Raw genomic sequence first — 23,012 nt, 5'->3', positions numbered from 1 at the left:
GGCTCCGCGTGAAAGTGGCGGGCACCTGGCAGTGCCCGCCGTACATCGGGTTTAGTGCCGATCGCGTAGGACACCCAGCAGGTGGTTCCAGGAGTCGTGGTCGGCGCGGGCGTCATAGCCGACCGGCATGCCGAACTCCTCGGCAATGGCATCGGCCCCCGGATTGGTGAAGCTGTGCTTCACGCCGGAGAATTCCACCACGGTGTAGCGTACTTCGGCCTCCTGCATCTCCTCCTGGAAACCGGCGACCTGCTCCGGCGGGATCATCGGGTCTGCGGTGCCGGTGAAGGACAGCAGTTCGGCCGACACCTTGCCGGCCTCGGCCCGGTGCTCGGTTCCCAGGCCGCCGTGGAAGCTCGCCGCCACGTTCAGGTCCATCCCCGCGCGCGCGGCCTCGAGGGCCACGGTGCCGCCGAAGCAGTAGCCGACCGCGGAGGGCGCCGCATCCGCGCTGGCATCATGCGCGCGCAGCCAGTCGTAGGCGGCCTGGAAGCGGCTCAGCATCAGGTCGCGATTCTCGCGGATTTCCCCGGCGAATTCGCCGGCGGTAGACGGGTGATCGGCCAACTTGCCGCTGCCGTACATATCCAGGGCGAAGGCGGTGTAACCCTCGCGGGCCAGCTGCTCGGCACGGTCGCGGGCGTAGTCGTTGTGGCCCCACCATTCGTGAATGACCAGGACCGCCGGGTGCGGCCCGTCGCCTTCGGGGTGGGCCAGGTAGCCGGTCATCTCGTCGCCGTCATGGTCGTAGGCGATCTCTTCGGTCTGGATACCGGCCAGGGCCATGCCGGGGAGCAGGCCGGCGAGCAAAACGGCCAGCGGCGCAAATGCGGGCTTGCTAAACATATGGGCACCTCCTTGGTGGTCGACGCGTCGTTTTTTCGACCCGGGCCTGCGAGTATGGTTCGCGCCCGGCCGGGTTACAACGAAGGGGACAGCGGCTACAGTAGAGAGGTCGGGGCCACGTGCGCGAGGTGGCCTCGAAACAGGACGAGTGAGGCGCAGCGATCCCCGTTCCGCCTCGGCAAGAGGATCCACCCATGTCCGACCGATCTGCCAACGATTCCCTTGAGGCCCGCGTCCAGTCGGCTGACAAGCTTCTGGCCATGCCACAGGTGGTGTTCGAGGTTGCGCGCCTGCTGGAGGAGGACGACGCCACGGCTGCCAGGATCGCCAGCAGCCTGGGACGCGATCCCGGCTTGGTGGCCCTGGTCCTGCGCATCGCCAACAGCCCTGCCTATGCCCCGGCGCGTCCGGTTGACTCGGTGGACCGCGCGATTGCCATGCTGGGCCGCGATGCCCTGCAGCGTCTGGTGGTGGCGAGCGCGATCACGCGTGCCACGGCCAGCATCCCGGATCAGGAGCGCCTGCCGCTGGAGGTGTTCTGGCGCCATTCGGCCTATTGCGCGGTTATCGCGCGGCAACTGGCGATGCGCGTGCTGCCGCGCCAGGCCAGCGGGATCTTCCTGGCCGGCCTGCTGCATGATCTCGGCAAACTGTTGTTGTTCTCGCAGTCGCCGGAATCGGCCCACCGGGCCTTCCTCTCCAGTCTGGATGTTGGCGACGGCCTGAGCCCGCAGGGCGCGGAGCGCGCGCAACTGGGCTTCGATCATGCGGAGCTGGGTGGGGCCCTGGCCGCGCACTGGGGTCTGCCGGAACTCCTGGTCGACTGCCTCGCCGGTCACCATCAGCCGCTGCAGGCGCCGGAGCGCAATCGCACCGCCGTGATGCTGGTGCATCTGGCCAACACCGGTGCCCATCTCGCCGAGATTGATTCGCGCGACTGGGCGGATGCACCCCCGGTAGATCCGGCGGTGTGGGACGCCCTGCACCTGGCCCCCGAGGTCCTGCTCTCCGCGGTGGAGGAGGCCCAGCACGAGGTACTGGCGGTGCAGGACCTCTGCGATCCGGCGCACGAGGGGGAGCCGCGGCCATGACCGCTGGCCGTGAACTTGGGGATGGCGCTCGAGTCCCATCGGCTATGCAGAGTCGGGCATTGCCACTTGTACGATTGCGCGCGCTGGTCCTGGCGGCGTTGCTGCTCCTGCTAACGGGTTGTGCCGGGGTTCCGGCGGCCCTTTCCCCGTTGCCTGCTGCCGCCCCCGATCGAGATCAGGTGCTGGCGGATTCCGAGGCCGTGAAGGGCGAGACCGTGGTCTGGGGCGGAGTGATTGCGGACATCGAGAACACCTCGGGCGGTACCCGGCTGGAGGTGGTGGCCCGCGAACTTGATCGCCAGGGGCGACCGCAGGAGGCGGATCGCTCACCCGGGCGCTTCCGCGTGGTCAGCAGCGGTTTCCTCGACCCGCAGATCTACAAGGAAGGCCGCGAGGTGACCGTGCGGGGTGTCATCCACGGGATCGAGGAGGGCCGCATCGGTGACTACGCCTATACCTTCGTTACGCTGCAGGCGGACGCGGTCTACCTGTGGCCGCGGCGCCCGCCACCGACGGAGCGCGGCTATCGCGATCCGTTCTACGACCCGTTTTATGACCCGTTCTATAGCCCCTGGGGCCCGCGTTACGGCCTCTATGGGCGCTATCACCCGCATCCCTGGTACTGGTGAGCATGACCCGATTCCTGCGTCCTTTTCTGGCATTGCTGCTGCCCGTGTTCCTGGCCGCCTGCGCCTCCGGCCCGCTGGAGGCCCCGGATGACCCGGCCGTGCAGGTCGAGCCGCGTGCAGTCACCGCCGATAGCCTGCCGCCCGACGAGCAGGTATGGGGCGGGGTGATCGCGCGCGTGGACAATCGCGCCGAGGCGACCTTCATCGAGGTGGTCGGGTACCCGCTCAGTCGTCAGGAGCCACAGACGCGGCAGTCCACCACCGGGCGTTTCCGCCTGCGTGTGGAGGGCTTCGCCGACCCGGTGGACTATCGTGCCGGGCGCCGGGTTACCGGTGTCGGCACGGTGACCGGGGTCGAGGACGGCCGGATCGGCGAGCTGGACTACGTCTTCCCGGTGCTGGAGGCCCACTCGGTGCACCTGTGGCCGGAGCCCGAGCCGGCACGATCTTCCGGTGGTGTGCGCTTTGGCATAGGCATCGGGATCGGCCTGTAGGCCGCACTCGGGGCGGCCGGCGCGCGTTTCCACGAATCCCCATGCAACGAGGAGTATTCATGCGAGCAGTCGTGTTCGACGAACCCGGAGCCGCCGAGGCCCTGCGTCTGGACGAAGTAGCGGAGCCGGCGCTCACGGCCCCCGACCAGGTCCGCATCCGGATGCTGGCGGCCGGTGTCAATCCGGTGGATACGAAGGTGCGCGCCGGGGGCATGATCGTCCCCGGTGCGCCGCGCAACACGCCGGGCTGCGATGGGGTGGGCATCATCGAGGAATGTGGCAGCGCCGTGCATCACGCGCGGCCGGGGCAGCGGGTTGCCTTCTGTTTTGGTGGGGTCGGGGCCGATCCGGGGACCTACGCCGAACAGGTCGTGGTGCCCGAGGCCGCGGTGGTCCCGGTGCCGGCGGCGGTATCCGATGCCCAGGCCGCTGCCCTGCCGCTTACCTGGCTGACCGCCTGGGAGTCCCTGTTCGAGCGGGCCGACCTGCAGCGCGGCCAGAGCGTGCTGGTTCACGCGGCGGCCGGCGGGGTCGGGCAGATGGCCGTACAGATCGCACGCGCTGCCGGCGGCCGGGTACTGGGGCTGGTGCGGCGCGACGAGGCGGGCACGATTGTCACCGCACTTGGGGGCGATGTCGTCGACCTGCGCAAGCCGGATGCCGCGGACGCGATCATGCAGTACACCGATGGGCGTGGCTTCGACATCGTGCTGGACACCGTTGGTGGCGAGGTCTTCCGCGAGGGACTGACGCAGGTGGCCTATGGCGGGGATCTGGTGACCCTTCTGGCTCCCCCGGCGGATACCGACTGGAACCCGGCGCGGCTGCGCAACCCGAGCATCAGCCTGGAGCTGATGCTGACCCCGATGCTGGAGAATGATCGCCGCCGTCTGAAGCACCAGGCCACCCTGGTGGCCGAGGGTCTGGCCCGGCTGGCCAGCGGTCGCTTGCAGGTCAACGTCGAGGATACTCTCCCGCTGAGCGAGGCCGCCGAGGCCCACCGGCGCATCGAAGCCGGTGGACGCCGCGGCAAGCTCGTGCTGCGCATCCCCGAATAAGCGGGTCTTGCAACCACGAAGCGCGTGAGGGGGGAGATTAGCTGCCGAAGAGGTGGCTGAAGACGCGGGCGCCGCCGATGTAGGTGCCGGCGGCCGAGCCCAGGGTGGTCAGCAGGAAGACCAGCAACACGCGCGAGACGCGGTTGCGCCACCAGCCGCGTGGCGTGGTGGTGTCCTGACGCAGACTGGCAAAGTCGGAGACCCGCGGCTTGCGCAGGAACAGCTCGGCCGCGGCCGCCACAAAGCCGACCCCGATGGTGGGATTCAGCGAGGTCAGCGGGGCCGCCAGGGCCGCGGTGAGCACGGTCAGTGGATGGGCCAGGGCGATGATCGCGCCGAGGGCCGCCAGCCCGCCGTTGATCAGTACCCAGTCGATCACCATCTGCAGGCCGATATCCGGGTTGCGCGAGAACCCGATGGCAAAGCCGGCGAGGATGATCCCGATCACCACCCACGGGACGACCTTGGGCCAGCGCGCCTTGGGCGGGGCCTGGTCCAGGGCGTCGAGGATCGCGTCCGGTGGGGTCAGGTGATCCTCGGCCTGTTCGGCAATCCCGGGCAGGTGGCCAGCCCCCACCACCGCCAGGATGCAGCGCGTCTCCGGGTTGGCCGCGAGGCGGCGCAGGTGGGCGGCCATGTAGTGGTCGCGCTCTTCGATCAGGGTGCGGTAGAGGTCCTCGGACTGCTCGGCGAACTCGCTGAAGGTGGACTCCAGCATGTCGCCTTCCTTCAGGCGCTCGATCTCGGATTCGTCGATCTTCTCGCGCGAAAGTACCGAGCTGAACAATCCGCCGATCAGCCCCATGCGTTCCCACCAGCGCACTGCGCGGTAGGTGCGGCGCAGGGTCAGGCCGATATCCCGGTCGATCAGGGCCAGGGGGAGGCCATTGTCCAGGGCGCCGTCCATGGCCGCGCGCATCTCGGCGCCGGGTTCGATGCCGTACTGGTCGGCCAGGCGTTGCTGGTAGGCCCCGAGCGCCAGGCTGGCGGCGATCATCGGGGCCTGGCCCTTGCGCATCACGCTGAACAGATCCATGCGCCCGACTGCGTCGGGGTCCAGCATCGCGCGCTGACGGCTTTCGCAAAGCTCGACCGCCACGCTGTCAAAGGCCCCCGTGTCGATCAGGGCTCGGACCTTGTCGGCGCTGGCGCGCGACACGTGCGCGGTGCCCAGCACCACGACTTCAGTGTCGCCCAGTTGCAGGACGCGGTGGGGTTCGTCGGCGATCAGTTCCTGGACGGCGGGATTCATGCGTGGCGGGCTCTTGCTCCGGTGGGCGGGCCGTATTCTACGGCGAATACGCGCGGCCCGCAGCGCCGGCCGCCGGATCGCGCGCTACGGGGCATCGGGCTCGGCCTGTGGCACGTCGTCGGGCGGGCTGTCTGCCTCCGCTTCGGGGAGCGGTTCCGGCACGCGCAGGCTCTCCAGGCGTTCGACGACGCGCAGCGCACGCTCGTGGGCCGAGAGGAGTCCGGCATGGTCGGGCGCCAGTTCGAGCCCCTCTTCCCAGTGTCTCAGGGCCTCTTCGATGTCACCGGCGGAGTAATGGCTGCGGCCCTCCTCCAGCAGCGTCTCGGCGCGCGCGTCTCGGCGCTCGCGCCATTCCTCGCACAGCGCGCGATGGGCTCGCTGGGCGGCCTGGTCCGGGCCGGAGGCGTCGGTGTCGGGGGTGATCTCGTTGCGACACCAGCGCGCTGCCGTGGCCAATTCGCCGGCCTCCAGGGCCTGACGCAGGCGTGCATTGATGGTGGAATGCGGGACCTCTTCCTCGATCTCGGGGGCTTCGGCCTGGCGCAGTTCCCGCTCCAGGCGCGCGATGCGTTCTGCGCGTTCGGAGTCGGAGGCCAGGCCCTGGGCCAGGTGCAGTAGCTCCAGGCGTTCCTCGCCATCGGTGTCGGCGGCGTAGCCATCCAGCGCCCGCGCCAGGGGCTCGCGACGATTGGCAAGGCGGTCGGGATCGTCCGGCAGCCGTTCGCTGTGGCGCACCAACGGACGCATCACCTCGAGCAGGCGCAGCCGCTGGACCAGGGCGCGCGCCTCGAGGATGTCGTGGCGTTGCTGCAGGGTCTGCAATCCAACCTGTCGCTGGCGTTCCAGTTGGCTGATGAATTCCCGACGTTCGCTGTCCGGCGGCAGTTGTGCCTCGGCCGTCTCGAGGATCTCCAGGGCCTGAGCGACCGCGCCTTCGGCCGAGGCGGCGCGCGCTTCGTGCATCGCCTCGGTCGCGGCGGTCGCGGCCTCGTCCTCGATGGCTGCCCGGCGCTCGGCCCATCGGGCTCGCGGTTCCGGGTCGTGCTCGTCGATCAGCTCGAGGGCATGCTGGTAGTTACCCGTCTCCAGTGCGCGTTCGATGCGCTGCTCGGGCGGGGCGAAGGGGTCCAGAGCGGCGCAGCCCTGGACCAGCAGAAGGGCCAGCAGGATACTCGCGAGCGGGAACAGGCCGCGGGCTGCAGTCATGTGCGATCCGTAGCGTTCAGTACCCGGGTGGTGGGCACGGCTTCGCTGACCCCGTGCAGCTCGTGGGTGCCCCAGTCTTCGGTGCGGAACTGTCCCTTCACCTGCTCGTGCTCCATGAATGCGGCAGTCGTGACCAGCCCGCCGGCGGGCGCGACCGTGACCAGGCGGGCCGCGAGGTTGACGGTGTCGCCGACTACGGTGAACTGCATGCGGTCTTCGGCCCCCATGTTGCCGGCCAGCATCTCGCCGGCATTCAGGCCGATACGGAACTCCACCCGGGTATCGCCGCGGCGTTCACGCTCGGCGTTGATCGAGGCGACGGTGTCCAGCAGGGCCAGGCCGGTCTGCACAGCGGTCAGGCGATGGTTTCCGGCATCCGCCGCGAGGCCGAAGACCGCCATGGTACAGTCGCCCATGTACTTGTCCACCGTGCCGCCGTGACGGGCAATGCATTCCGACATCGGCCCGAAGAATTCGTTGAGCATGCGGCCCAGGGCCTCCGGGCTGCAGCGCTCCGAAAGCGCGGTGTAGCCCTGGATGTCGGCAAACAGTACCGATCCCTCCAGCGCGCGACCGCCCAGCTCCACCCGGTCCAGATTCTCCAGGATGTCCTGGGCGATGGCGTCCGACACATAGCGGCGCAGGGCGGCCTCGACCTGGTCTTTGCGCAGCAGGTCGCGCGCCATATCGTTGAAGGCGTCGGTCAGCTGGGCGATCTCGTCCTGGCGCACCATCGGCAGCGTGTTGCCCTGGTCATCCATGGGGCGGGCGCGCGAACGCATGCTCTCGGCCAGGCGTTCCAGTGGGCGCACCAGGCGCTTGCTGATGTCGATGGCCAGGATCAGGCTCAGCAGAAACACCCCGACGGCCGTGGCGATCCCGGCGTTCAGGGTGTTGCGGATTAGCTCCTGCATTGGCGAGGTGTCGATGTAGGCCTCGATGTAGCCCACCTGTACGTCCTGAAAGCGCACGTTGCGTCGGTAGGGCTCCATCGTCGGTGCCAGCGGCCACACCCCGTCGGTGAGGGATTGGTCCGGGGGTGTCCCGGCGCGGGCAACCTGACCGCGGTCGATCGCGTAGGCGGCGATGGACTCGACGCGCCCCTCCTCCACCAGTGAGTTCAGCAGGGTCTCCAGGGTCAGGTAGTCCTCGGCCAGCATCAGTTCCGCCGAGGTCCGCGCGACTGGCGCCACGGTGCTCTCGGCCTGGGCGCGAATCTGGTTGTCCAGCACGTTGCTGACCTGGTTCAGCACCACAGCCGACAGGGTCACGATCCCGGCCAGTGTCAGCCCGGCGATCGCCGCGACGATCTTCCATGCGATCGGCAGGTAGCGTGGGGTGAAGTCGGTGCTGCCGACGCCCAGGCGTGCGCCACTGCCGGACTTGCGGCGGCGGATCACGAGGGGGTCTCCGGGGCGGCAAGCCAAGGGGCTAGCCACGCCCGCCAGTCGGCGAGCAGGGTGTCGGAGCGCGCCGCCACCGCGGAGCGCTTGGTCAGCGATCGTCCGAATACGGGCTCGCCCGCGAGGTTGCACATGGCACCGCCGGCGCGGGCGAGCATCAGCCCACCGGCCGCGCTGTCCCATGGGGCCTGGCCACCGTGCAGGTACAGATCGGCGCGGCCGGCGGCCAGCCAGGCCCACTCCAGGGCGCAGGCGCCGAGGTTGCGTTGCGAGCGAAACGGTGCGTTGCAGGCCAGCTCACCCGCCAGGGGGGCATCCAGGCGCTTGTAGTCCACCAGGGCGATGGCGCGGCCCAGCTCCGTGACGGGAGGGCGAGTGGTCGCCGGCGGGGTGACCCCGTTGAGTTCCAGCGCGCTGTCTTCGGTGGCGGTAAAGAGTTCTTCGCGTACCGGATCGTAGGTCGCGCCATGGGTGACCCGGTCACCCTCGATGCGGGCGATGGAGATGGCGAAGAAGGGCATGCCACCGGCGAAATTGGAGGTGCCGTCCAGCGGGTCCACCAGCCAGAAGGCGGGGGCTGTCTCCAGTACGCGTGCCTGTTCGCCGCGTGTCTGTTCCTCGCTCAGTACCGGCGTGTTCTGTCCGTATGCGCCCAGCAGGGTGCGTACACGCGCATCCACCGCGTGGTCGGCCTCGGTGATCACGCTGCCGTCCGCCTTGTAATCAACGGCGATATCGGCCTCGAAGCGGGGCAGCAGTTCTTGCTGCCCGATCTCGCGCAGGCCCTGCGCGAGATCGGAGAAGGGGATGGCAGTGGTAGTCATGCAGACCCGGAAACGCTGGTGGCAAGGTAAACGAACCGGAGACGGCCGGGCATGCCCGGAAAAACTCGGGTTCGATTGCGCTTATCATACCGGTCCATGACCGGCTTGATCATAATCATCTCCATTACCTTGATAGGGTTTTACGTTAATGACACCTGGCGTGCCAACGAACGTGCCCGTCGGGTGGGGCGGCAGGCCTGCGAGCGGGCAGGGGTGCAGTTGCTCGATGCCACCGTCGTGCGTACCGGTCAGCGCCTGGTCTGGGGCGACCGTGGCCTGGCCCTGCAACGCCGCTACCGCTTCGAGTTTTCCGCCGATGGGGCGGGGCGACACCCCGGCGAGATCTCGCTGGAAGGCCGGCAGTTGAAACGCGTGACCCTGGACTGGCCGGACGGCGGCCGCGAGTTTCAGGGGCCGGACCGCGACGACCCGAACGGAGGCGCATCCCGGTGACGCTGAGCGAGTTGCGATACGTGGTGGCCGTGGCCGATGCCCGTCACTTCGGGCGCGCGGCCGAGGCCTCCCACGTCAGCCAGCCGTCGCTTTCGGTGGCAGTGCGCAAGTTCGAGGACGAACTGGGTGTGACCCTGTTCGAGCGTGGCCGCGGCGAGGTCTCGGTGACGCCGGCGGGCGAGCAGGTGATCGCACAGGCACGGCGTGTGCTGGCCGAGGTCGAGCAGCTGCGTTCGGTGGCTGTGCAGAGCCAGGACCAGCTGTCCGGGCCGCTGCGCCTGGGCGCGATCTACACCATCGGGCCGTACCTGCTGCCGGAGCTGATCCCCGCGCTGCGCGAGCGCGCGCCGAACATGCCGCTGGTGATCGAGGAGAACTACACCGGGCGGCTGCGCGAGCGGCTCAAGCAGGGTGAGCTCGACGCGATCCTCATTTCGTTGCCGTTCGAGGAGCCGGGCGTGGTCACGCTTCCCTTGTACGACGAACCGTTCATGGCCGTGCTGCCGGCGGCGCACCCGCTGAAGGACAAGGACCCCCTGCGCCTGGAGGACATGGCCGATGCGACCCTGCTGATGCTGGGCGCCGGACACTGTTTTCGCGACCAGGTGCTGGAGCGCTGCCCGGACTGTCAGCGTACGGTGACTGCGGATGGCAGTACGCCGCGCAATCTGGAGGGGTCGTCGCTGGAGACAATCCGCCACATGGTGGCCTCGGGGATGGGGGTAACCATCCTCCCGTGCACGGCGGTGGGGGCGGATCGTTATGCCCAGCGGCTGCTGGCCGTGCGCCGGTTTCAGGATCCGGCGCCCAGCCGCCGCGTCGCCCTGGCCTGGCGCACCAGCTTCCCGCGTCCGGAGGCCATCGAGGCGCTGCGTCAGGCGGTGCTGTCGACCCCGCTGACCTGCGTCGACTTCATTCCGCCTGGCAGCGGATAGGGGCGGCTTTCCGGGAATTCAGTTCCCGGCGAGGACGCGGTTGCGTCCGGCCCGCTTGGCGGCGTAGAGGGCCTCGTCGGCCGCCTGGTAGGCGGACTGCAGCGTGGCGTTGGGTCCGATGCCGGCCACCCCGATGCTCGCGGTCACCTTGACCGATCCATCGCTCTCCAGTGTTGACTTGTCGCCGGCGGTGGCGCCGGCGCGCAGACTGGCGAGTGCCAGGCGGATGCGTTCGGCACATTCCATCGCGCGGCTCAAATCCGCGCCGGGCAGGACCGCCAGGAATTCCTCGCCGCCCATGCGCACACACAGGTCGGACTCGCGGGTGGTGCTGCGCAGGGTCTTCGCCACCAGGCGCAGGATGTCGTCGCCCACGCTGTGGCCGTATTCATCGTTGATTCGCTTGAAGTGATCGAGATCGATGGCCAGCACCGACATCGGGCGATCCTGGCGGCGGCAGTCGGCCAGCCACTGGGCGCCCTGTTTCTCGAAGGCGCGGCGGTTGCCGAGACCGGTCAGTTCATCGGTCTCCAGGCTTTCGTTCAGGCGCTGGAAACGCAGGGCGTTGGCCAGTGCCGGGGCGGCCAGCCCCAGCAAAGCCTCGATCAACTGCTGTTCGTCGTCGCTGAAGCGGCGGCCGCGCATCAGGATCAGCGAGCCCATGGTCTCGTTGTTGAAGCTCATGCCGTACTCGATGCGATGGCGATCCTCGTCGCCGCCGGACCAGGTCTCGTCACTCTCCTGCAGGATGAAGAACCAGCCGCTGTGGTGGACCTGGGCGTGCAGGTGTTCCTGCAGGCGGGCGAGGACGGTCCCGAGCTCGAGGCTGGAGGACAGGGCCTGCACGAAGGCCAGGGCATCAAAGGGCGTCCCGGCATCGCCAGTCGTCTTGCCCTTGGCGGATACCAGTCGCAGGTTGTGGGCGTTCCCGTCGCGGTTCATGGCCGTCTCGCTCGCATCGATCGTTGGGTCGAGAGTAAAGCCAGATCCATGCCACTTATCGTATATTTAGTTAAAACAGTGATTTGCATCACGGATAACAGAGGTCTTGACGGAAATTCGGCGATTTTTCGCCGCCCCCGGCAGGTCCTCACCGCCGCAGGCGGCAAGGGGTGGCAGGATTCTGACACCCTGCGCCGGGGCGGCGTTTCCCGAGGAACGGCCGGCCTACATGAGCCGGGCGCGCGCTTGCCCTACACTGCGCCGCATGATTCGAATACAAGATATCGAGCTGCGTCGCGGCCGCCAGATCCTGCTGCAGCACGCCAGCCTCACCGTGCATGCGGGCTGGCGCGTCGGCCTGACCGGCGCCAACGGGTCCGGCAAATCCAGCCTGCTGGCGGCGTTGCAGGGCGAATTGAGCCTGGATGCCGGCGAGATCGACCAGCCCGCGGAATGGGTGGTGGCGCACCTTCCGCAGGAGGTCCCGGGGAGCGAGCGCTCGGCCGTGGACTACGTGCTGGATGGGGATACCGAACTGCGCGACCTGCAGCAGCGCCTGGAGCAGGTGTCCGATGGCGCCGAGCAGGCCCGCCTGTTTGGCGCGCTGGAGGCGATTGACGGCTGGACGGCCGATGCCCGTGCGCGCCGACTGCTGGCAGGCCTCGGATTCGCTGCGGCGGATGCGGATCGGCCCATGAGCGATTTCTCCGGCGGCTGGCGCATGCGCCTGGGCCTGGCGCGCACGCTGATGACGCGCTCGGATCTCTTGTTGCTGGACGAGCCCACCAACCACCTGGATGTCGAGACCATCCTGTGGCTGGAGGACTGGCTGGCGCGTTATCCGGGGACGGTGATCGTGATTGCGCATGACCGTCGGTTTCTCGATTCGGTCTGTACCCATATCGCGCACATCGAGCGCGGTGGTATCGCGCTGTACGCCGGCAGCTACACCCACGCCGAGGCCAAGCGCGCCGAGGCGATGGCCCAGAGCGAGGCGTCGGCCGCAAAGGTGGCGGCCGAGCGCGCCCACCTGGAGGACTTTGTGCGTCGCTTCCGTGCCAAGGCGAGCAAGGCCCGCCAGGCCCAGAGCCGACTGAAGCGTCTGGAGAAGCTCGACGAGGTTGCGGTGATCCGCGCGGCCCGGCCGATTCATCTGGAGATCCCGACCCCGGAGCGCCTGCCCGACCCCCTGCTGGCGCTGGATCATGCCGAGGTGCGATCCGGGGATCGCGTCCGCCTGCATCCGACGACTTTACGTCTGCGCCCCGAGGACCGGATCGGCGTGCTGGGCCCGAACGGCGCCGGAAAATCGACACTCTTGACGCTGCTGGCCGGTGAGCTGGCCCCGACCGCGGGCGAGCGCCGCGTGGAGCCCAACCTGAAGGTCGGCTATTTTGCCCAGCACCAGAGCGAGCAGCTGGACCTGAAGGCCTCGCCCCTGGTGCACCTGCAACGTCAGGACCCGCGCGCCGAGGAGCAGCGCCTGCGCAACTTTCTCGGTGGCATGGGTTTTCCCGGCGAGAAAGCGGACGCTCCGGTGGGTCAGTGTTCCGGCGGGGAGCGGGTGCGCCTGGTACTGGCGCTGCTGATCTGGCAGGCGCCCTCGTTGCTGCTGCTGGATGAACCCACCAACCACCTGGATCTGGATATGCGCGAGGCGCTGGCCGAGGCGCTGGAGAACTATGCCGGTGGCCTGGTGGTGGTGGCGCATGACCGTGAACTGCTGGCTCGCGTCTGCGACCGTTTCTGGAAGGTGGAAGGCGGCCACCTGAGCGACTTCGAGGGGGACCTGGATGACTACGCCCGCGAGCTCAAGGCCCGCGAGCGGGAAAGTGTCGCCGCGAAAGACCCCGGAACGCCCGCCACGACGTCCCCGAGTGGTCCGGCACTGTCACAGAAGGAACGGCGGCAGCAGGCGGCGCAGGCGCGTGCCGCACTCAAGCCACTGAAAAAGAGTGCGGACCGAGCCGAGCAGGAATGTGTCCGTGTTCAGGAGCGACTGGATGCGCTGGAGACCGAGCTGGCCGATCCGGCGCTGTACGCCGATGAGGCGGCGGATCGCCTGGCCCAATTGACCCGCGAACAGGGCGATTTGCGCAGTCGGCTGGAAACGGCGGAGGCCGAGTGGATGGAGGCGCTGGAGGCCCTTGAGGCGGCGCAGGGAGAAACCACCGAATGAGGGGCTCGTCAAAGACCAACCCTTGAACTCGGGTATTGCGGGGTCTATACATCAGGGTGAACGCATTGGAGCGAGGAGTGATCCCCATGAATGCACAGGAACTGAATCGTCGCTGTGTCGAGCTCTTTCACAACCCGGATGCGAAGCTGCATTGCTGGCACCCGCGCATGTTCTGGAAAACCAACATGCTGGAGAACCCGAAGCCGGAAGACCTGCAGGAACCCAAGGTCGACCTGCGCGAGCTGGAGGTCATGCTATCGGAGGCCGCGCACGAGCCTTCGCAGTGCGCCGACGAGCTGGAGCAGGAAGAGCCCGGTCGGGCTGCATTGATCCGGCACATGATGGAGCGTGGCGAGATGCCGCTGCTGCATCGGCCGCACTGATCGTTCCATCAAGGAGCGATGATCGATTAAGGAGTGAGCCCCCAGCGGGGCTCGATCCCGTCATGTACTGGCGGGAGCATCGGCCCCCGGTAGCCTGTGCTGCCGGGGGCTTTTCCTTGCCGGCGAGTGAGGATTACTGGCGGATGAAATCCGAGAAGTAGAGGGCTGCGATCCGCGGCGCCCCGGTAATCTCATCGAGCAACTCGTTCAGCTCCTCCGTGGCCTCGTTGCGCAGGTCCTCGCGCGCGCCACCGCCGGTCAGGCTGTCGGGACTGCGCCCGCCAAGGATGCGGATCAGTCGGTCGCGCACTGCGGGAATGTGCTCGCGGATCGCGCGGGCGTCTTCCAGATCGTTGCCTTCCAGCTGGATGGAGGCCTGCAGGTAGCGCCCGCGGTCGGAGGACGCCATGTTCACCACCACGGGCTCCAGGGTCACGTAATGGCTGTCCAGGTCGTCCACGGCGAGCGCGAGGGGCGCGGTCAGCATCAGGACAATCCCCAGAAGAGCAAGGTGCAGGGAACGAAAGGGACTGCGGATCATGGTGTGTGCTCCGGGGCGGGTTGCGTGCTGGAGGCGATCAGGTCGCCGCGTCGATGGGGCTCCTGATCAAAGTATGCCACCAGATGCTCATAGATTTCGGGCATGGCCTCGCGCAGGCGCGCCGGCTCGAAGAAAAAGGACTCTGTCGCGACGGCCAGGAACTCCTCCGGGGCGGTGGCCGCATAGGGGTCCAGCGGCAGCTCCGCCTCGTCGATCTCTCCGGACTCCACGGCCTCCACGAATGCCTCGAAGGCCCGCGAGAAATCCTCCGTCCAGGCACCGGCCGACTGCCCGCGGCGTAGCGGCGGAAACCCGTTCACCTCGCCGTTGCCGGCGTCCAGTACGTGGGTCATCTCGTGCACGACCACAGCGCCGTCGCGCTCGACATCGTTCCACGACAGGATGACCGGGCCGCGCTCCCAGGCCTCGCCGGACTGGGGTATCGCCCCCTGGTGGACGACGCCAGCCTCGTCCACCCACTCGTGCTCGGGCACGAAGGTGTCGGGATACAGGATCAGCGTGCGCCAGTCACGGTAGGGCTCGAGGCCCAGTTCCAGCACCGGCAGCGCGGCGTAGGCGGCGATCACCTGGCACTGCCAGGGTTCCGGTTCCGCGGCGATGCCGATGAATTCCTTTTGCGCCAGGATCTGGCCGACCAGTTCGCGCAGCCGGGAGCGCTCTTCCGGTGTGAGGCGGGCGACGAACGGGACCCGCCGGCGCAGGGTCTCCCACTCATCGTTGTCCAGCTGCACGGCCTCGGGCTCCAGGCCGGCAAACGGCCCCAGCAGGCGGCGGAACAGGCCACGCAGCGGAAAATGCGGTGTCGAGTGCATCGTCCAATCGTCGCATGTTTGCCCGCCGGGCGCCGTGCAGGACCGGAAAACAGGGGGCACCCGCGCGAACCCCGAGCGCCTCCCTGGCCTGCGGGGCGTGGGCAGGAACCGCTACCATGGGGATCAATCCCAACGGTCGGTCGCCCGCGGGAGCACGATGGCACCGCGCGCCCCCCTCGCCAAACAGGTCGCTGCACATGCCGAACATCCAGGATGTGCCCATTCGGCTGGATGCGTTTCCGGATGCCGATTATGTCGCGAAGATCCGGCGCATCTTTCCGGCGGCCTCGCCGGACTCGCAGCAAGTGACGGTGGAGATTGCCCTGCCGGCCGAGGCGGCCGACAACGGCGTGCGCCCGGGCAACCTTGCGCGCATCCGCATGACCGTCGACGAACGCCCGGATGCGCTGGCGGTCCCGGCCGCCGCCATCGGCGAGGACGGCGACCAGCGCTATGTCTACGTGGTGGTGGACGAGCAGCTGGAGCGCCGCAGCGTCGAGACCGGCGTGACCCGAGGCCCATGGACCGAGATCACGGACGGCCTGGAGGACGGCGAGATTGTTTTGGCCACCAACCCGATCGATATGCGCGAGGGCCAGCGCGTGCGCATCGTTGGCTGGCGGGGCTAGGGGGTGGCGGCCGAACCGGAGGACCGTCCGCGCGGGCGGGTGACCAGCTTCTCCATTCGCCGGCCGGTGGCGATCATGGCGCTGGCCTCGGTGGTGATCGTGCTCGGCATGTTCTTTGTTGATCGCCTGCCGGTGGACCTGCTGCCGCACGTCGAGTATCCGCATATCCGCGTGACCGTGAACCATCCCGGCACCGCGCCGGAGGTGATGGAGGAACAGGTGACCCGCGTGCTGGAACGCAACCTCGCGGCCACCGAGAACCTGACCCGCATCTACAGCCGTGCCTCCGAGGGCCGCACCAACGTCAATCTGTTGTTCGAGTACGGGACCAACCTGGATCTGGCGTTGCAGGATGCGGCACGCCACCTGGAGCTGGCGCGCACCCAGTTGCCGGACGATTTCGAGTCCCTGCGCCTGTACAAGTACGACCCCTCGCAGGACCCGATCTGGGAGGCGGGGTTTTCCTCCACCGTGCGCTCGGAGACCGCGGTCCGCGACTGGGTGGAACATCAGCTGGCGCCGCAGTTGATCGCGATCCACGGCATCTCCTCGGTGGAGGCCTCCGGTGGCCAGCAGCGCGAGCTGGAGGTGATCCTCGACCAGGAGCGGGTGCGCGGCTACGGCCTGTCGCTGGCGGCGATCAGCACGACGCTGGCGGCCGAGAACCGCGAGGTGGCCGGTGGCTGGGTGACCTCCGACACCTTCGATGTGATGGCCAAGACCGAGGGGCTGTTTACCTCCGAGGCGGACGTGCGCAACGTGCTGATCCCGTTGCCGGGCCCGCAGTCCGCGCATGTGCGCCTGGGCGAGCTGGCCGAGGTGCGCGATGGTCACCGCGAGCAGCGCCTGTTCATCCGCCTGGATGGCACGCCGGCCGCGCGTGTGTCCGTGTTCAAGCTGCCGGATGCCAATACCGTCGAATCGGTGGACTCGGTACGCGCCACGCTCGAACGACTCGAGCGCTCGGGCTTCATCCCCGAGGACATCCAGTGGGAGGTCGTCAGCGACTCCGCCCCGTTCATCCGTGGCGCGGTCAGTTCGGTGGGTACCGCCGCGATCCTGGGCGGCGTGCTGGCGATGCTGGCGGTGTTCCTGTTTCTCGGCAGTCTGCGCAAGAGCTTCATTATCGGATTGTCGATCCCGATCGCGTTGATGGCGACCTTCGCCATGATGGGCCTGGGCGGGCTCACCCTGAACATCATCAGCCTCGGCGGGCTCGCGCTGGGGGTGGGGCTGTTGCTCGACAACGCCATCGTGATGCTGGAGAACATCGTCCGCCATCGCGACAAGCTCGGAAAGTCGCCGGAGCAGGCGGCCCATGACGGGGCCGGCGAGGTGGTCTCGGCGGTGACCGCTGGCACCCTGACCAATCTGGCCGCGGTGCTCCCGTTCCTGCTGATCACCGGGATCGGCGCGCTGATCTTCCGCGAGCTGATCCTGACGCTTTCGTTTGCAATCATCGCGACCCTGGCCGCGGCCATCACCCTGGTGCCGATGCTCGCGGCCCTTCTTTCGCGCATCCGCTGGGAGAGCGGGCTGGACCGGACCTGGCTGCTGCGCGGGTTCGATCGCGGGGTGCAGGGGTTGCGCCGGCGCTATCGCCGTCTGCTACCGAAGATCTTGCGCCTGCGCTGGGCGGTGCTGGGGGCGGCCGTCGTTTTGCTGATCGGCGCGGTGCAGGTGGGCGGTGAGCTGGGCACCGAGTTCCTGCCGCAGGTCGACGATGGCCAGGTCAGCGTGCGCATGGTCCTGCCGCCGGGCACGCCCCCGCACGAGACGGATGCGGCCGCACGCGATATCGAGGCCGCGCTGGAGGCGTTGCCGCATGTGGAGAGCGTGTTCGCGATGGTCGGCGGGCATCTCGGTGGCGGCGTGGTCAACGAGCGCCCCGGCACCTCCAATATCACCGTCCAGCTGACCCCGGCCGGACAGCGCGAGATGAGCGCGGGACAATGGGTGGCCGAGGCGCAGGAGGCAATGGATGCGCTGGAACTCCCCGGGGCACGGATTACCGTGCGACCGCCGAGTATCCAGGGGCTGCAGTTCAGTATCACCGGGGATGACCTCTCGATTGCGGTGGTCGGGGCGGATCTGACCGAGATGCGCCGCATTGCCCGCGAGATCGCCGGGCGCCTCGAAGGCATCCGGGGCCTGGAGGGCGTCGAGGTCGGGCGCGAGGACCAGAGCCCGATCCTGCGCGTCCATGTGGATCGCGAGCGGGCGGCTGCGCTGGGCCTGCAGGTGGGCCAGGTGGGGCAGGCGATCCGCGACGCGGTGGAGGGCGCCGTGCCGACGCAGTACGTCCGTGACGATCGCGAATACGACCTGCGCGTGCGCCTGCCGCGCGAGGATGTGCAGGATACGGCCACCCTGGGGCGGATGATCCTGTTCCGCGACAACGGGGATCCCGTGCGCCTGGCGGACGTGGCCGAGTTCGAGATCGGCGAGGGACCCGCGCATATCGAGCGCGAGAACCAGAGCCGGGTGGTGCGGGTGAACGGCGATATCAACACCGAGGTGAACGATGTCGGTTCGGTGATGACCGCGGTCGAGCAGCGCCTGGCCGAGGTGGATGTGCCCGAGCACTACAGTCTGCTGATCGGTGGCGAGTGGGAGACCATCCAGGAGACCCAGCGCGAGATGGCCACGGTGGTGGCGCTCGCGATCTTCCTCGTGCTGGTGGTGCTGGCGGTGCAGTACGAGCGCCTGGCCAACCCGCTGGTGATCGTGGCGGCCGCGCCACTGTCGCTGATCGGGGTGGTCGCGATCCTGTGGGCGACCGGCACACCGGTCTCCGCCCCGGTGATGATCGGCGCGATCCTGCTGATCGGGGTGGTGGTGAACAATGCGATCCTGCTGGTGGAGTACATCGAGCAGGGCCGTCGACTCCGTGGCCTGAGCCCGGCGCGGGCGGTCGTGGAGGCCGGGGCATTGCGCCTGCGCCCGATCCTGATGACCACGCTGACGACGGTGCTCGGGATGCTGCCGCTGGCGATCGGCCTCGGCGAAGGGGCGGAGATCATGCGCCCGCTGGCGCTGACCGTGGTGGGTGGCCTGGTTGCCGGGATGATCCTGACGCTGCTGGTGGTGCCCTGCCTGTACCTGGTAGTGAACCGCGCTGCGGAGGGACTGAAGCGGCGCCTGACGAGTAGCGCATGGGGTGCCGCCCCTGTCACCTGAAAAACCCGCCATTGAAGTGGCGGGCATCCAGTCAGGCTAGAAGCGGTAGCCGAGACCGACCATGAAGCGCGAGGCGTCGGGATCGAAGTGCAGGGTTTCGCCCTCGATGTGATAGCGCTCGCTTTCGAAGAGCGTGTAAGAATACTCGGCACGCATGAACAGGCGGTTGTCCATCTGGTATTCGACGCCTACACCGAGCCGGGCACCGTTGATACTGTCCTTGAAGCGAATGGATATGTCCTCGTCTGTATCGGTAAGGCGGTAATCCAGGCGCGAGTGCTGGTAGCCGGCCAGGCCGTAGAACAGGACGTTGTCGTTTACCGTGGTGCCGAGCCGGCCGGTGATGCCATAGCTGTACTTGCTATCCACGCCCAGTTCGTTCTCATCAAGGGTGACCGTCAGGTCGGCGTCCTCGTTCTGCGCATCCAGTTCCAAGCCCAGGTACAGGCCGTTGTCCAGGACCGTACCCCAGCCGGTCATGATACCCCCGGTGAAGCCGGAGGCGCTGAGCCCGGAGATGCGACCATCGCTGGTGGGGTCGCGGTAGTCGATGTCATAACCGACCCAGCCGAGCTGGCCGCCGATGTAGGAACCGTGAAAGGGGCTCGCCTGAACCGCTCCGGCCGAGGCCAAGAGGATGCAGGTGCCGGTCACGGCGGTGGCAAGGCGATAATAGCTGGACATGGTGGCTCTCCTTTGTGGTGTGGTGGCGGAAGTGAACGGGTGCCCCGTCCGGGCGCATAGTGGCATAGGCGGCTAGATGGGGCGCCCGCCCTTGTGTGCCAGAATGGGACGATAGAGCGCCGGGCGTGTGGGTGCCCCTGCATGAATCTAGGGCATGCGTTGCGCCGCTCCCGGTACGATTCGCCCAAGGAGGCGCTGATCAGCGCCTCCCGTACGCACACAAGAAAGTAAAAAGAACAGGAGTCGAGCAATGCGCGGACAAGCGGGAATTCTGGCCGGACTGCTGGCGGGGCTGCTTTGGTGGGGCGTGGCTGCTGCCGAACCGATGCATACCGTGGAACAGCTGAATCAGGCCCCGTCCGAGCTGGATGGGGAAGAGGTTCGGCTCGACGGCATTGTGGCCCGGGTGAACGACGACATCATGGGGCGCAACTTCATCCACTTCGTCGACGGTACCGGCAGCGAGGGCGATTACATCACCATCACCTCCACCGAGTTGCCCGAGGTGGGCGACCGCGTCTTGGTGACCGGAACGCTGATCCTGGATCGCGACTTCGGGGCGGGTTACAGCTATCCGGTGATCCTCGAAGGTGCCAAGTTCACCGAGCAGTAGCCGCATGTCATGATTGCGCATGTCGGGGCACTCCGACATGCATCCAGGCCGCACAGGGTGGTGCGGCTTTCAGATATCCCAGGGAGGGGAGACGATGTCCATCAAGGGTCTGCTGTTTCGGTTTGTACTGCTTTATTTCTCGCTGTCGATCGCTGCCATGGTAGCGGGCGCCTATGTCGATCTGGATCAAGCCGGTACGGCGATCGGGATGGGCATTCTGGCGCTGGCGGTGGTGTGGCCCTGCGAGTCCTTCGGGCGCAGGAACGGGCGCTATCTGTCGCGCGCCGAGAAGTGGCGCGTGATCGCCGCCATGATCGCGGTGCTCCTCGGTACACAGATTCCGCTCACCCTGCTGGTGATGTGGGCCGAGGGGATTGCACTGGACGCCGTGATGCTCGGGATCGTGGGGGGCGTCGCGTTGTTGTATGCCGGGACCGTGGTGGCAATGGTGAACTTCACGGGTCGCAACCTGCGCAAGCGAGGCCTGGTCGCCGGGGAAAGCGCGGGGTAGGCACCCTGTCGGTCACTCGGCCAGGTGGCGTTTGAGCCACTCGATCTCGTCCGCGGACCGGTCTGCGTTGGTCACTGCCTGCCAGGCGTCGATGTAGTGCTCGGTGGCGTAGACGTGGCCGTAGCCGCGCGGGGCGGCATCGCCGATCGCTACATCCACCGCCAGTTGCAGCATGGTGATGACTGGGTACCAGGTCAGGTCCGGGGAGACATCCGGGCCGCGCGGTGCCTGCATCCATTCCGGCTGGCGGTACAGCGCCTGGGGCTCGAAGAAGGTGACCGGGTCGCTCGCGTATTGCAGGTAGACGATGCGCATCGGGCCCCATTCGGCGCCGGGGATATCCAGGTGGTTTCCCTGGTTGGTGAAGCGCACCACCGAACTGTCGCGAAAGCGCGGCAGCCAGGCCGGCGAGTCGGGCTGGCGCTGGCGTTTGATGTCGCGCCAGGTCTCGCTGCGAAACGGCGGGCCCGCCCACAGCGCGCCGGAGAACGGGTCGCCGATCACGTCGTACAGGTCCGCGGCCCGCTCGGAGTTCAGCGCGCCCAGGCTGAGGCCGTAGAGGTACAGGTCCGGGCGGGCGTCCGGCGGTAGCTGTTTCCAGTAGCCGTAGATCTCCGCGAACACCGCCTGGGCGGTCTCATGGCCGTACTGCGATTCCGCCATGAGCGACAGCCAGCTCGGCAGGTAGGAGTACTGCACGGCCACCGTGGCCACATCGCCACCGTGCAGGTACTCGACCGGCTGGATCGCGCGATTGTCCACCCAGCCGCGTCCGGTGGGCGTGGCCAGCACCAGCACCGAGCGGTCGAAGGCATTGACCCGCAGCATCTCCTGCAGGGCCAGTCGCGCGCGTTCCTCGATGGTCTCGGCGGCGTTCAGCCCCACATACACGCGGATGGGATCCAACGCGGTCTCGCCGGAGAAGTCGCTAATGGCGGTGGCGTCCGGGGCCTGGTGGATGAAGCGCTGGCCCTGGCGCCCCAGGCCCTCGTCCCAGCTGATCAGCGAGGCCGGGCTGCCGGTGCGGAAGGTCGCGCCCGGTTGCTCCGCCCCGGGGTGTTCGCGTACGTCGAACTGCTGGAAGCTGCGATCGGCGGCGCGCAGGCTGTATTCCAGGATGACCCCATCGATCACCGCCCAGAACACCCCGGCCGCCACCAGCACGCCAATTACGTTGGACAGCCGGCGCGGGATGAAGCGGCGCAGGTGCCGCGCGAGGAAGCGCACCAGCAACTGGAACAGCCGTGCCACGGCAAGCGTGGCGATGAACACCGCCGCCGCGATCAGCCCCAGGCGGATGGGGAAGCCGCCATCCACCGGCTCCTGTTCCATGAGCGCGCGGATGCTGTTCTGCCACTCGGTGGCTTGCCACAGGAAGATCAGCACGATCAGCACGGCCCCGCCGCCGGCGATCACGACCAGGGTGTTGTGGGTGCGCTCGCCGAGCTCCGGCAGTTCCAGGTACGACCACAGCCAGTGGAAGAACACGCCCAGGCCGTAGCCGGCCGCCAGCGACACCCCGGACAGGATGCCCTGGACGTCGTCGGTACGCGGGATCAGGCTGGGGGTCAACGAGGCGGCAAAGAACAGCGTGGCCAGGATGAGCCCCGGGATCGACAGCGTCCCGAGGATGCGGGTGGCCCAGGCCGGCCAGATGAAGGCTCGCAGGCGGGTTTGCAGGCGGCCGACGACGGACATCGCGTTCGCGCTTCCTTGGCGGGGTATGGAGGCGCTCATCCTGTCCGCCCCGCCGGCTGGGTTCAAGTTTCCGCGCCCGCGGGCGGCCCGCCGATATCGCGTTTTGTTGTGTCCCCGTCATTGCGAGGAGCGCAGCGACGAAGCAATCGCTGTCCGGCGCCACCAATGCCTCTTAACGTGCTTCGACCCCTCGTGCTTCGCTGCCTCGTAATATGGCCTATTGGGTTGTGACGGACTTGCGAAAGCGAAAGCTGCCCTCGACCATGCGCAGGGCGACACCGAACAACGCGACTTGCAGCAGGAGTCCGCCGGTTGCCGCGCCCACCGCGAGGCCGGTGGCGAGCCCCAGTGCCATCAGCAGCATCAGCAGTGTGGCGGCGACCCGGCTGCGCAGCCAGCCGCCCACCAGTGCCAGCAGGGCGACCAGCGTGCCTTCGAGCATGGTCGGCGTGTGCTGCACCAGGACGCCCAGCATCACCACCACGACCCCGGCGAACACCAGCACCCAGCCGGTCACACGCGCCAGGCGCTGGGCCTGTTCATGGTTAGTGATGGATTGCAGCAGCAGGAGCAGGTCGGCGCCGGCTCCCGCCCAGTGACGCGATCGCGATTCGTTCATTGTGTCCAC

The 23,012-nt window shown here is 67.9% G+C and carries 22 protein-coding genes and 1 pseudogene; 12 read left to right on the top strand and 11 right to left on the bottom strand.

Annotation, left to right across the window (positions count from 1 at the left end; translation table 11 throughout):
• Positions 1-51: 51 nt before the first annotated feature.
• The gene (locus D575_RS0104525) at positions 52-846 is read right to left on the bottom strand and encodes a dienelactone hydrolase family protein (RefSeq protein ID WP_018144725.1); all 795 of its coding nucleotides are present in this window, start codon (positions 844-846) and stop codon (positions 52-54) included.
• Between the two features lie 194 nt (positions 847-1,040).
• On the opposite strand from D575_RS0104525, the gene D575_RS0104520 reads away from it, so the two are divergent.
• The 4 genes from D575_RS0104520 to D575_RS0104505 are packed head-to-tail and all read left to right on the top strand — an operon-like array spanning position 1,041 to position 4,118.
• Complete coding sequence (locus tag D575_RS0104520) at positions 1,041-1,937, top strand: HDOD domain-containing protein (protein ID WP_018144724.1); 897 nt, start codon at positions 1,041-1,043, stop codon at positions 1,935-1,937.
• Between the two features lie 44 nt (positions 1,938-1,981).
• Positions 1,982-2,566 carry a Slp family lipoprotein gene (locus D575_RS0104515; RefSeq protein WP_051069915.1) on the top strand — a complete coding sequence of 195 codons (585 nt, stop codon included), beginning with the start codon at positions 1,982-1,984 and terminating at the stop codon, positions 2,564-2,566.
• A gap of 2 nt (positions 2,567-2,568) precedes the next feature.
• The gene (locus D575_RS0104510) at positions 2,569-3,060 is read left to right on the top strand and encodes a Slp family lipoprotein (protein WP_018144722.1); all 492 of its coding nucleotides are present in this window, start codon (positions 2,569-2,571) and stop codon (positions 3,058-3,060) included.
• A 59-nt stretch (positions 3,061-3,119) separates the two neighbouring features.
• A complete protein-coding gene (locus D575_RS0104505; RefSeq protein WP_018144721.1) occupies positions 3,120-4,118 on the top strand; it encodes a zinc-binding dehydrogenase in 999 nt (332 codons plus the stop codon).
• Between the two features lie 37 nt (positions 4,119-4,155).
• Here D575_RS0104505 and D575_RS0104500 read toward each other — a convergent pair whose 3' ends face one another.
• From D575_RS0104500 to D575_RS0104485, 4 genes are all read right to left on the bottom strand, one after another.
• Positions 4,156-5,370 carry a TraB/GumN family protein gene (locus D575_RS0104500; RefSeq protein ID WP_018144720.1) on the bottom strand — a complete coding sequence of 405 codons (1,215 nt, stop codon included), beginning with the start codon at positions 5,368-5,370 and terminating at the stop codon, positions 4,156-4,158.
• 84 nt (positions 5,371-5,454) lie between these two features.
• A complete protein-coding gene (locus D575_RS0104495) occupies positions 5,455-6,576 on the bottom strand; it encodes a tetratricopeptide repeat protein (protein WP_018144719.1) in 1,122 nt (373 codons plus the stop codon).
• Positions 6,573-7,976, bottom strand: coding sequence for an adenylate/guanylate cyclase domain-containing protein (locus D575_RS0104490; protein WP_018144718.1), 1,404 nt, complete (start codon positions 7,974-7,976; stop codon positions 6,573-6,575). Before D575_RS0104490 ends, D575_RS0104495 begins: the two co-directional genes overlap by 4 nt.
• Positions 7,973-8,803, bottom strand: coding sequence for an inositol monophosphatase family protein (locus D575_RS0104485; protein ID WP_018144717.1), 831 nt, complete (start codon positions 8,801-8,803; stop codon positions 7,973-7,975). Before D575_RS0104485 ends, D575_RS0104490 begins: the two co-directional genes overlap by 4 nt.
• Before the next feature lie 96 nt (positions 8,804-8,899).
• Here D575_RS0104485 and D575_RS0104480 point away from each other — a divergent pair, with 96 nt between their 5' ends.
• Complete coding sequence (locus D575_RS0104480) at positions 8,900-9,256, top strand: DUF3301 domain-containing protein (protein WP_018144716.1); 357 nt, start codon at positions 8,900-8,902, stop codon at positions 9,254-9,256.
• On the top strand, positions 9,253-10,191 hold the full coding sequence (locus D575_RS0104475) for a hydrogen peroxide-inducible genes activator (protein WP_018144715.1): 939 nt from the start codon (positions 9,253-9,255) through the stop codon (positions 10,189-10,191). The genes D575_RS0104480 and D575_RS0104475 overlap by 4 nt, the downstream gene beginning before the upstream one ends.
• Positions 10,192-10,209: 18 nt before the next feature.
• Here D575_RS0104475 and D575_RS0104470 read toward each other — a convergent pair whose 3' ends face one another.
• Positions 10,210-11,133, bottom strand: coding sequence for a GGDEF domain-containing protein (locus tag D575_RS0104470; protein WP_018144714.1), 924 nt, complete (start codon positions 11,131-11,133; stop codon positions 10,210-10,212).
• Positions 11,134-11,398: 265 nt separating this feature from the next.
• Between D575_RS0104470 and D575_RS0104465 the strand changes: the two genes are divergently transcribed.
• Complete coding sequence (locus D575_RS0104465) at positions 11,399-13,312, top strand: ABC-F family ATP-binding cassette domain-containing protein (RefSeq protein WP_018144713.1); 1,914 nt, start codon at positions 11,399-11,401, stop codon at positions 13,310-13,312.
• Between the two features lie 86 nt (positions 13,313-13,398).
• Positions 13,399-13,695, top strand: coding sequence for a hypothetical protein (locus tag D575_RS0104460; RefSeq protein ID WP_018144712.1), 297 nt, complete (start codon positions 13,399-13,401; stop codon positions 13,693-13,695).
• Between the two features lie 133 nt (positions 13,696-13,828).
• Here D575_RS0104460 and fliL read toward each other — a convergent pair whose 3' ends face one another.
• Positions 13,829-14,236 (bottom strand): flagellar basal body-associated protein FliL, encoded by a 408-nt coding sequence (gene fliL, locus D575_RS0104455; protein WP_018144711.1) that lies wholly within the window; start codon positions 14,234-14,236, stop codon positions 13,829-13,831.
• Positions 14,233-15,069 (bottom strand): zinc-dependent peptidase, encoded by an 837-nt coding sequence (locus D575_RS0104450; protein WP_018144710.1) that lies wholly within the window; start codon positions 15,067-15,069, stop codon positions 14,233-14,235. Before D575_RS0104450 ends, fliL begins: the two co-directional genes overlap by 4 nt.
• Before the next feature lie 209 nt (positions 15,070-15,278).
• Here D575_RS0104450 and D575_RS13600 point away from each other — a divergent pair.
• Together D575_RS13600 and D575_RS0104440 are read left to right on the top strand one after the other, a co-directional pair.
• A pseudogene (locus tag D575_RS13600) lies at positions 15,279-15,698 on the top strand (efflux RND transporter periplasmic adaptor subunit); the annotation flags it as partial.
• 3 nt (positions 15,699-15,701) lie between these two features.
• Positions 15,702-18,878, top strand: a complete 3,177-nt coding sequence (locus D575_RS0104440) for an efflux RND transporter permease subunit (RefSeq protein WP_018144708.1) — start codon at positions 15,702-15,704, stop codon at positions 18,876-18,878.
• Between the two features lie 36 nt (positions 18,879-18,914).
• Here D575_RS0104440 and D575_RS0104435 read toward each other — a convergent pair whose 3' ends face one another.
• Complete coding sequence (locus D575_RS0104435) at positions 18,915-19,562, bottom strand: outer membrane protein (RefSeq protein ID WP_018144707.1); 648 nt, start codon at positions 19,560-19,562, stop codon at positions 18,915-18,917.
• Between the two features lie 250 nt (positions 19,563-19,812).
• Between D575_RS0104435 and D575_RS0104430 the strand changes: the two genes are divergently transcribed.
• Positions 19,813-20,175 (top strand): hypothetical protein, encoded by a 363-nt coding sequence (locus D575_RS0104430; RefSeq protein ID WP_018144706.1) that lies wholly within the window; start codon positions 19,813-19,815, stop codon positions 20,173-20,175.
• Between the two features lie 94 nt (positions 20,176-20,269).
• Positions 20,270-20,686 carry an ABZJ_00895 family protein gene (locus D575_RS0104425; protein ID WP_018144705.1) on the top strand — a complete coding sequence of 139 codons (417 nt, stop codon included), beginning with the start codon at positions 20,270-20,272 and terminating at the stop codon, positions 20,684-20,686.
• A gap of 12 nt (positions 20,687-20,698) precedes the next feature.
• Here D575_RS0104425 and D575_RS0104420 read toward each other — a convergent pair whose 3' ends face one another.
• Positions 20,699-22,384, bottom strand: coding sequence for an alpha/beta-hydrolase family protein (locus tag D575_RS0104420; protein ID WP_018144704.1), 1,686 nt, complete (start codon positions 22,382-22,384; stop codon positions 20,699-20,701).
• Between the two features lie 217 nt (positions 22,385-22,601).
• A complete protein-coding gene (locus D575_RS0104415) occupies positions 22,602-23,003 on the bottom strand; it encodes a hypothetical protein (RefSeq protein ID WP_018144703.1) in 402 nt (133 codons plus the stop codon).
• Positions 23,004-23,012 lie beyond the last annotated feature (9 nt).

Source organism: Thioalkalivibrio sp. AKL6 (genome assembly GCF_000376905.1).
In the GTDB taxonomy this organism is placed as follows: domain Bacteria; phylum Pseudomonadota; class Gammaproteobacteria; order Ectothiorhodospirales; family Ectothiorhodospiraceae; genus Thioalkalivibrio; species Thioalkalivibrio versutus.
The sequence above is the reverse complement of the archived record's forward strand: the minus strand, read 5'-3'. Positions and strand labels throughout refer to the sequence as shown.